Origin of the sequence: Kitasatospora sp. NPDC058965, assembly GCF_042741245.1 — a bacterium.
Classification (GTDB): domain Bacteria; phylum Actinomycetota; class Actinomycetes; order Streptomycetales; family Streptomycetaceae; genus Kitasatospora.
On sequence record NZ_JBHYKG010000063.1, the window covers coordinates 1 to 7,952 of the forward strand.

The 7,952-nt window shown below is 75.4% G+C and carries 6 protein-coding genes; 2 read left to right on the forward strand and 4 right to left on the reverse strand.

What is annotated here, in order from left to right; all coding sequences use genetic code 11:
* Window positions 1-732 precede the first annotated feature (732 nt).
* Window positions 733-3,996 carry a tetratricopeptide repeat protein gene (locus ACFW1A_RS13480; protein WP_380408374.1) on the forward strand — a complete coding sequence of 1,088 codons (3,264 nt, stop codon included), beginning with the start codon at window positions 733-735 and terminating at the stop codon, window positions 3,994-3,996.
* 34 nt (window positions 3,997-4,030) lie between these two features.
* Here ACFW1A_RS13480 and ACFW1A_RS13485 read toward each other — a convergent pair whose 3' ends face one another.
* Window positions 4,031-5,128, reverse strand: coding sequence for a sensor histidine kinase (locus ACFW1A_RS13485; protein WP_380408376.1), 1,098 nt, complete (start codon window positions 5,126-5,128; stop codon window positions 4,031-4,033).
* A 16-nt stretch (window positions 5,129-5,144) separates the two neighbouring features.
* Window positions 5,145-5,840, reverse strand: a complete 696-nt coding sequence (locus ACFW1A_RS13490) for a response regulator transcription factor (protein WP_380408378.1) — start codon at window positions 5,838-5,840, stop codon at window positions 5,145-5,147.
* Window positions 5,841-5,933: 93 nt separating this feature from the next.
* Here ACFW1A_RS13490 and ACFW1A_RS13495 point away from each other — a divergent pair, with 93 nt between their 5' ends.
* Complete coding sequence (locus ACFW1A_RS13495) at window positions 5,934-6,995, forward strand: endonuclease/exonuclease/phosphatase family protein (protein ID WP_380408380.1); 1,062 nt, start codon at window positions 5,934-5,936, stop codon at window positions 6,993-6,995.
* 64 nt (window positions 6,996-7,059) lie between these two features.
* Here ACFW1A_RS13495 and ACFW1A_RS13500 read toward each other — a convergent pair whose 3' ends face one another.
* Together ACFW1A_RS13500 and ACFW1A_RS13505 are read right to left on the reverse strand one after the other, a co-directional pair.
* Entirely contained in the window at window positions 7,060-7,263 is a 204-nt protein-coding gene (locus tag ACFW1A_RS13500) for a cold-shock protein (RefSeq protein ID WP_031013754.1), read from the reverse strand.
* A gap of 195 nt (window positions 7,264-7,458) precedes the next feature.
* Window positions 7,459-7,827 carry a hypothetical protein gene (locus tag ACFW1A_RS13505; protein ID WP_380408383.1) on the reverse strand — a complete coding sequence of 123 codons (369 nt, stop codon included), beginning with the start codon at window positions 7,825-7,827 and terminating at the stop codon, window positions 7,459-7,461.
* Window positions 7,828-7,952: the final 125 nt, after the last annotated feature.

The window sequence follows — 7,952 nt, forward strand, 5'->3', positions numbered from 1 at the left end:
GCCCCGGACTGGAACAGCAGGTCCGCGAGGGCACGCTGACCGCCACGCTGGCCGCGGAGCGGATCCTGGCCGGCTTCCGGGAGCCGTCGGACGGCTGACCGTGCGCGACCGCGGTCGCCGTCGGGTACCGGGAAGTACCCCGACGGCTCCCGCGGTCGCGGAGCACGGGCAGCTGGTCGAGCCCGGTCAGGGGGGCCTGACCGGGCGTCAAGGGTGTTCCGCACGCTGCGGGGTGGTCACCGCCGCCGCTGCGCGGCACGGCCGTGACCGCGGACCGGTGCGGCAACCACCCGGTCGGTGCTCGGAGTTGCGGTCAGTTCTTGGAGTTGCAGTGGAGACCGCCGGCGCAGTCGGGGGTGACCGCGATCGCGGTGCCGCCGAGCATCCCGGCGAGCCCCAGGGTGAGCAGCGCAAGGGCGCAGATCCGCTTCACAGGTTCCTCGTTTCCTCATGTCGTGAACAGGTGGCGCGCCGGTGGTCCGCCCCGGCGCCGGCGAACGGCGGTCCGCGCGGCTGCGCCGCGGTTCCGGCCGTTGAACAGATCCTGGTCCGGCGGGCCAACGGATCGGCAACAGCTCACCAACGGCCGGGCGGAGCGGGCGGATGCGGAGCTGTTAGCATCCACTGCCTGCGGATCACGAACGGCCCATGCCGGGCGTGCCGGGGGCCAGTCGCCACCCGGGCAGTCGCGCCGCACGCACGGGGGAGCGACGAAGGATGTATTTCGGACTATTGGGACCACTGACGGTGGAGGGCCCGGACGGCGCGGTGCCGATCGGCTCGCCGAAGAGCCGACTCCTGCTCGGCACCCTGTTGTTGAGGGCCGATCAGGCCGTCTCCGCCACCGCCCTGATCGACGCGCTGTGGGGCGAGGGCGTCCCCGCGACGGCCCGCTCCTCGCTGCAGAACCACGTGGCCCGGCTGCGGGTGCTGCTCGGGGACCCGGACGGCGAGCGGCTGCGCACCACTGCGACGGGTTACCAGATCAAGCTCGCCGACGGGGAGTTGGACGTCCACGAGGTGAGCCGGCACAGTGCCGCGGCCGGACGGGCCCAGGACGGCGAGGACTGGCCGACGGTGCTGCGCCACACGGCGGACGCACTCGCCCGCTGGCGCGGCCGACCGCTGGCGGACCTGCCCGCCTCCGCCGAGCTGGACGCCTTCCGGCACGTGCTGGAGAGCGAGCGGCGGCACCTGATGGAGTGGCACGCCGACGCCGCGCTGCGCCTGGGCCACCACCACGACCTGCTGCCGGAGCTGCGACGCTGGTGCGCCGAGTACCCGCTCGCCGAGGAGCTCCACCGCCGGCTGATGACCGCGCTGCTGGCGGACGGCCGCCGGGCGGAGGCCCTCGACGTCTTCGGACGCCTGCGCGCCGGTCTGCTCGACGAGCTCGGCGTGGAGCCGAACGCGGCCGTGCAGCAGGTCTTCCGCGAGGCGCTCGCCGAGGGCCCGGAGGACGCCGGCCCGGCCCGCCCGGCCCCGCCGGCGGCCGACTCCGCCGACCGGCGCAACGCCCAACTGCCCGCCGCGACCAGGGCCTTCACCGGGCGGGCGGCGGAGGTGGCGCAGCTGGTGCGGCACGCCCGCGAGGCCGCCGAGGGCGCCGGGGACGGCTGGCCGGTGGTCTGCGCCATCGACGGCATGGCGGGCGTGGGCAAGTCGGCCCTCGCCGTCCACGCGGCCCGGTTGGTGCGCGAGGACTTCCCGGACGGACAGCTCTTCCTCGACCTGCGCGGGCACACCGCGCACACCGAGCCGCTCGGCCCGGCGGACGCGCTGGAGTCGCTGCTGCGCTCCCTCGGCCTGCCGGCCCACGCGATCCCCGCCGACCCGGACGGCCGCGCGGCCCGCTACCGGGACCGCCTCGCCGGCACCAGGACGCTGATCGTGCTCGACAACGCCGCCGCCAGCGCCCAGATCCGCCCCCTGCTGCCCGCCTCGGCCGGCTGCCTGGTCCTGGTGACCAGCCGCAAGCGCCTGACCGGCATGGACGACGCCCACCTGCTCTCGCTCGACGCGCTCACCGCCGAGGAGTCGGTGACGCTGCTGGAGCGCGTCGCGGGGGAGGACCGGGCCCCGGCCGGCGACCCGGCCACGGCGGAGCTGGCCGCGCTGTGCGGCCACGTCCCGCTCGCCCTGCGCATCACCGCGGGCCAGCTGCGCCACCGGCGCGGCCTGCGGGTGGCGGACCTGGCCGAGCGGATGCGCGACGAGCACCACCGGCTGGGCCGCCTGCGCGACGAGGGGCGCAGCATGAGCGCGGCCTTCGCCACCTCCTACACCGGCCTGCCGCCCGAGGAGCAGCGGCTGCTGCGGCTGCTCACCGTGGTGCCGGGCGCCGACGTGGACGTCCGGGCGGCAGCCGCCCTGCTCGGTGCCGATCCGCACCCGACCGAGCAGCTCCTGGAGTCCCTGCTCGACCACAACCTGCTGGCCCAGCACGTGGCCGGCCGCTACCGGTTCCACGACCTGATCCGGCTCTACGCCCGCGACCTGCGGCTGAGCACCGATCAGGAGACCGGCGCGGCCGGCGCGGCGTTCGACCGGCTGATCGGCTACTACCAGGAGGTCGCCGAGGGCGCCGCCCACCACCTCAGGTCCTGGGTCCGGCCGAACGTCTTCGTGCGGCGCGAGAGCAGCCACCCGGCCACGGCCGGCGAGGAGAGCGCCCTGGCCTGGACCCGGGCGGAGCGGGAGAACCTGCTCGCCGCCGCCCACACCTGCGCGACCACGCACCCGCAGGCCTCCGTCGCGATCAGCCTGGCGCTGGCCCCGCTGCTGCACCAGGAGGGCCCGCTGTCGGACGCGGTCGTCCTGCTGCGGCAGGCGGCCGGGACCGCCGGTACGGTCGGCGACCGGCTCGGCCGGGCCGAGACGATGACCGAGCTGGGCCGGCTGCTGATGCAGAGCGGGGACTACGCGGACGCCCTCGCGGCGTACGCCGAGGCCCGTCCGGTCTTCCAGGAGCTGGGCGAACGGCTCGGCGAGGCCAACGTGACCTACGAGGAGGGCGCCGTCCACGTCTACACGGGCGGCTACGCGCAGGCCGGGGTCCTGCTGGAGGAGGCGCTGGACCGCTACCGGGAGCTCGGCAGCGCCCTGGGGGAGGCGAACGCGCTGCTCAACCTCGCCCGGGTGCACAGGCTGACCGGGGACCTCGACGGCGGGGCCGACACCGGCGAACAGGCCCTGCGGCTCTTCACCGAGCTCGGCAAGCACTGGGGCGAGGGGCACGTGCTGTGCGACCTGTCCCGGGTGCAGCAGCTGCGCGGGGACCTCAAGGGCGCGGTCGAGCTCGGGGAGCGCGCCCTGGTCGCGTTCCAGCGGGCCAGGAGCCCGATCGGCGAGGGCAAGGCCCGCCAGGCGCTCGGCCGGCTCCACCAGGACGTGGGCGACCTGGCCGCCGCCGCGGAGCAGTTCGAGCAGTCGCTCCGGCTGTACCGGGAGCTGGCCCACTCCCAGGCCGAGGCCCGGTGCCTGTGGGACCTGGGGCGCGTCCGCCTGGCCGAGGGCGAGCCCGGGCGGGCGGCGGAGCTGCACGAACAGTCGGTGCGGATGTTCACCGCCGCGGGCAACCAGAACGGTCGGGCCAACGCCCTGCACGACCTGGGCCGGGCCCGGCACGCGCTGGGCGAGGACGACGAGGCGGCCGAGCTGTTCGCCCGCGCCGGCGCCCTGTTCGGCAGCCTGGGCGACCCGCACGGCGAGGCCGAGGTGCTCAACAGCACGGGTGTCCTGCTGCTCGACCGGGACCGGGCACCCGACGCGCTGGCCGCCCACCGCCGCGCGCTCGACCTGGCCCGCCGGGTCAAGAGCCCGCTGGAGGAGGCCAGGGCGCTGGAGGGCGGTGCCCGCTGCCTGGCCGCGCTGGACGAGGTGGCGGCGGCCCGCGCGGACCTCGACAGCGCGTGGTCGCTGTACCGGCGGATCGGGTCGCCGCAGGCCGCCGCGGTGCTGGAGCTGCTGACCGCGCTGGAGGCCGCTGCCGGATGACCGGCGCCGGGTGAGGTGAGCGGCGGCGGGCCGGTCAGCCGCCGGCCGGCGGAGCGCCCGGCAGCTCCACCCTGACCCGCAGCCCGCCGCCCGGGCGCGGGGCCAGGGTGAGCGTGCCGTCGTGCGCGTGGGCGATCGACCGGACGATCGCCAGGCCGAGCCCGGTGCCCGGGTGGTCGGTGCGGATCCGGTCGGTGCCGCGCCGGAACGGCTCGACGAGGGTCGGGAGCAGCTCCGGGGCGAGCGGCTCGCCGGTGTTCTCGACGGTCAGCACCGCCCCGCCGGGGGCGAGGTCGGTGCTGACCCGGACCGAGCCGCCGCCCGGCAGGTTGTGGACGACCGCGTTGTGCACGAGGTTCGTGGTCAGCTGCAGCAGCAGGGCCGGCGAGCCGAGCGCGGGGGAGACCTCGCCGTCGGTCTCGACGGTGACGCCGTGCTGCTCCGCCAGCGGCAGCAGGGTCTCGGTGGCCTCCTCCGCCAGCAGCGACAGGTCGACGGGTTCCCGGGCGAACGAGCGCTGCTCGACCCGGCCGAGCAGCAGCAGGGCCTCGGTCAGGTCGATCGCCCGGGTGTTGACGGCGCGCAGGCGGTCGAGCACCTGGTCGACGTCGCGGCCCGGGTCGGCCGCGGCCACGTCGAGCAGCGCCTTCGAGACGGCCAGCGGCGTGCGCAGCTCGTGCGAGGCGTTGGCGGCGAACCGCTGCTGCTCGGCGACGTGGGCTTCCAGGCGGGCCAGCATCGCGTCGAAGGCGTCGGCGAGTTCGCGGAACTCGTCCTGGTGGCCCGGCAGGTCGATCCGGTGCGCGAGCGAGCCGGTCGCGGCCAGCCGGGTGGCCTCGGTGATCCGGGTCAACGGGGCGAGCACCCGGCCGGCCAGCAGCCACCCGCCCACCAGGCCGAAGGCCAGCAGGACCCCCAGCACCACGGCGGCCCGCGGGGCGAAGACCGCCAACAGCCGGGACCGGACGGGGAAGACGCCGTGGACCAGCGGCCCGGCGGCATCGGGGACGACGAGGGCCGCCCGGTCGGGGACGTAGCGGAGCAGGAAGAGCCAGACCGCCGCGAGCAGCAGGACCCCGGCCACCATCAGGAACCCGGCGTACGTGAGGGTGAGCTTGAGGCGCACGCTCATGCCGGACGCCCGCGCCCTAGCCACGTCCGCCGTTCCCGTCCCCCGGGGACGGCTGCGCGTCGATGCGGTAGCCGACGCCCGGCACGGTGGCGATGATCCACGGTTCGCCGAGCCGCTTGCGCAGCGCCGAGACGGTGATCCGCACGGCGTTGGTGAACGGGTCGGCGTTCTCGTCCCAGGCACGGGCGAGCAGGTCCTCGGCGCTGACCACCCCGCCCTCGGCGGCCACCAGCACCTCCAGCACGGCGAACTGCTTGCGGGTCAGTGCGACGTAGCGGTCGTCCCGGTGGACCTCGCGGCGGAACGGGTCCAGCCGCAGGCCGGCGATCTCGCGCACCGGCGGCCTGCTGTGGGCGCGCCGGCGGTCCAGCGCCCGCAGCCGCAGCACCAGCTCCTGCAGTGCGAACGGCTTGGTGAGGTAGTCGTCGGCCCCCAGGGCGAACCCGGAGGCCTTGTCGTCGAGCCGGTCGGCGGCGGTCACCATGATGATCGGCGTCCCGCTGCCGGAGGCGACGATGCGCCGGGCGATCTCGTCGCCGGAGGGTCCCGGGACGTCGCGGTCGAGCACCGCGATGTCGTACGCGTGGGCACTGAGCAGGTCCAGCGCGGTGTCGCCGTCACCCGCGATGTCGGCCGCGATCGCCGCCAACCGCAGTCCGTCGCGGACGGCCTCGGCCAGGAAGGGTTCGTCCTCGACGATCAGCACGCGCATGCCCCCGATCGTACGAGGCGCCGCATATCGTCGGCGTATCGGAAAACCGATACGGGCCGACAACACCGCACCGGATTCACTGCCGGAATGCAGATGACGACCCAGCAGAAGACGGCGGAGCCCGAGCGACGGAGCACCGGTGCCCGGCGGGCATGGCGGCACCGGGCGGTCCGCGCCGCCGCCCGGCCGGGACCCTGGCGGCGCGGGCGGGTGCTCGCGGCGCTCGCGGTGCTGCTCGGGCTGGTCCTGCTGCTGCACGCGCGGATCCCGAACGGGGGGACCGGGAACCTCGGCAGCCTGGTGGCGACCCTGCTGCCGTGGTTCGGCCTGGCCGTCCCGCCGCTGCTGGTCGGGGCGCTGGTGCGCCGCTCCGCCACCGCGGTGGTGGCGCTGCTGCTGCCGGTCGCGGTCTGGCTGAACCTCTTCGGCGGGCTGCTGGTCGACAAGTCCCGCCCGGGCGCCGACCTCACGGTGGCCGAGCAGAACGTCAATGCGGACAACCCCGACCCGGACCGCACCGCCCGCGCCCTCGCGGCCGCCAGGGCCGACCTGCTGGCCGTGGTGGAGCTGACGCCGCAGTCCACCGGCCGCTACGAGACGGAGCTGGCGAAGGCGTATCCGTACCACACCGTGCTGGGCACGGTCGGTCTGTGGAGCCGGCTGCCGCTGTCGGACACCCGGCCGATCGACGTGATGGACTTCGGGCCGCTGGCGGCGACGGTGCCGGCCGACCGGGAGCTGGCCGGGAACCGGGCGCTGCGCACCACGGTGGCCACCGACCGCGGTCCGCTCACGGTGTACGTGGCCCACCTGGGGTCGGTCCGGGTGATGCCCGCGGCGGGGTTCTGGACGGCCTCGCGGAACATCGGCGTGCAGGCGCTGGGCCGGGAGGTCGCCGCCGACCCGAGCCAGCGGGTGGTGCTGCTCGGCGACCTGAACGGGAGCACGGACGACGGCGCGCTCGCCCCCCTCACCGACCGGTTGCGCCCGGTCCAGGAGGCGGCCGGGGCCGGCTTCGGCTTCACCTGGCCGGCCGGGTTCCCGGTGGTGCGGATCGACCAGGTCCTGGTCCGCGGCGTGCGCCCCACGAGCGCGCGGGTGCTGCCGGACGACGGCAGCGACCACCTGCCGGTGGCGGCCGGACTCGGCTGGTGACGGGCGGGAACGCGGGCAGGGCCCGCACCGGAACGGTGCGGGCCCTGCCGTGCTCGTTCGGCTGTCAGGCCGGGACGATGTTCTCCGCCTGCGGGCCCTTCTGGCCCTGGGTGACGTCGAACGTGACCCGCTGGCCCTCCTGGAGCTCACGGAAGCCCTGGGTGGCGATGTTCGAGTAGTGGGCGAAGACGTCCGGGCCGCCGCCGTCCTGCTCGATGAAGCCGAAGCCCTTCTCCGAGTTGAACCACTTCACGGTTCCCTGCGCCATAATCTTCTCCTTCTGTAGGCAGAGGCCCCATCCGGAGATGCCGGAAACAAGAAAATGCGCCTGAAGGAACAATCCCGTCAGGCGCACCTAAGTTCATGGGTACCAGAACTGCAACAACTGAACCGTATCAGGTTCGGCAGCGAAAGGGGCGCGACACGAGGACGAATCGTGGGGGACCCGCCACCGAAGAGCGGGTTACGGGGTGGTTCGCGCCCCGGACCAGCGGTACTCGGTGACCTCGCCGCCGCGCACCGAGACGGTGGCCTCCGGCGTGTCCGCGGTGCGCCAGAGGGTGTACTCCCCCTCGGGGAGCGGGGAGATCACGGCGCAGTGCGCGGTGTGCCGGGCCAGGTGGCGCGGGCGGACGGCGGCGTGGGTGCGGACGGGGTCGCCGGCGGTCGGGCTGACCTCGATCTCCAGGCCGTCCTCGGCGGGCCCGGTGTGGATGATCAGGGCGCCGAGGCTGCCGCCGATCTCCAGCACGACGCTGCCCTCGCGCGACGGGTCGGGCAGGGGCGCGTGCGGGTGGGTGTGTGGGTGGGGGTGGGTGTGCGGGTGGGGCATGGTCCGTTTCCGTTGTCGGGGGAGCGCGGGGAGCGCGGTGCCGTGGGGGGGGGGGGGGGGGCCCCCGCCCCCCCGCCGCGGGGCGGTGGTCGGGGTGGGGGAGCCCGGGGACGGCACCCCGACGA

Bases quoted from the DNA above. Each gene is read 5' to 3' on its own strand.
- ACFW1A_RS13485 (WP_380408376.1), bottom strand. From the start codon at position 5,128: ATGAGCGTGCGCCTCAAGCTCACCCTCACGTACGCCGGGTTCCTGATG.
- ACFW1A_RS13490 (WP_380408378.1), bottom strand. From the start codon at position 5,840: ATGCGCGTGCTGATCGTCGAGGACGAACCCTTCCTGGCCGAGGCCGTC.
- ACFW1A_RS13495 (WP_380408380.1), top strand. From the start codon at position 5,934: ATGACGACCCAGCAGAAGACGGCGGAGCCCGAGCGACGGAGCACCGGT.
- ACFW1A_RS13500 (WP_031013754.1), bottom strand. From the start codon at position 7,263: ATGGCGCAGGGAACCGTGAAGTGGTTCAACTCGGAGAAGGGCTTCGGC.
- ACFW1A_RS13505 (WP_380408383.1), bottom strand. From the start codon at position 7,827: ATGCCCCACCCGCACACCCACCCCCACCCACACACCCACCCGCACGCG.